This window comes from Serratia sp. A07 (genome assembly GCF_058725505.1).
Window position 1 is genome coordinate 1 of sequence record NZ_JBZXDO010000228.1, and the last position, 694, is coordinate 694.

Here is a 694-nt window from a genome sequence, read left to right on the forward strand (position 1 = left end):
ATCAAGAAGTTTCCGGCCGCGGGCAAGGCCAAGTACAGCTCGTTCCTGGTCAGCATCGAAGAGTCCAGCAGCTTCCATCGCCTGCTGCTCGATCCGCTCAGCGACAAGCTGTTCTCGTCCAGGGGGGAAGACTTCACCTATCGCGAAAAGCGGCTGGCGGAAGGGGCGGATATCAAGGACATCCTGTTCGAGATGGTCGAGCGGGATGCGAACAAGCGGCGTGAGCTGCAGGCGCTGCTCACGATGCCGTTATGACCGGGGTTGAGCGAGTGCGCCGGGCGCTGCGCCGCCATCCGGCCTTTGTGCTGACTGCGTCGATGGTGGTCATCGGCCTGCTGGCGGCGCGGGATATGGGCACGGGTGAATTCACCGCGGCCTTGCGCGCGCTGCTGGTCGCCGGACTTCTGGCGGCCGCAGGGCTGGCGCTGCGGTATCAATGGGCGGGCAAGGGGCATCAGGCAGTAAGCCTGCTGCGTCTGGCCCTGGGGCTGTGGGTAATAGCCGGCGTTGCCGGTCTGCTTTCGTAGGCAACGTTTTGACGGAGGGAAAGATGCATCACACAAAATCGACGGTGGCAGAGCGATCAGCGCTGTCCGCGCGCTTTATCGCCACCGAGTGGTTTCGCGGCGTGGGTTATGCGCTGGTAACGCTGATTACCGTTGGCATAGCTTACGTTGTCGGGATGACAGCCATT

At 62.5% G+C, this 694-nt stretch carries 1 protein-coding gene and 1 pseudogene; both read left to right on the forward strand.

Translation table 11 applies throughout. The features are described from left to right. Window positions 1-255, forward strand: a pseudogene (locus AC4PR2_RS29445) (hypothetical protein); the annotation flags it as partial. Further along, the gene (locus AC4PR2_RS29450; RefSeq protein ID WP_492176119.1) at window positions 252-527 is read left to right on the forward strand and encodes a hypothetical protein; all 276 of its coding nucleotides are present in this window, start codon (window positions 252-254) and stop codon (window positions 525-527) included. The pseudogene AC4PR2_RS29445 and the gene AC4PR2_RS29450, both read left to right, overlap by 4 nt. The last annotated feature ends 167 nt before the right edge of the window (window positions 528-694 follow it).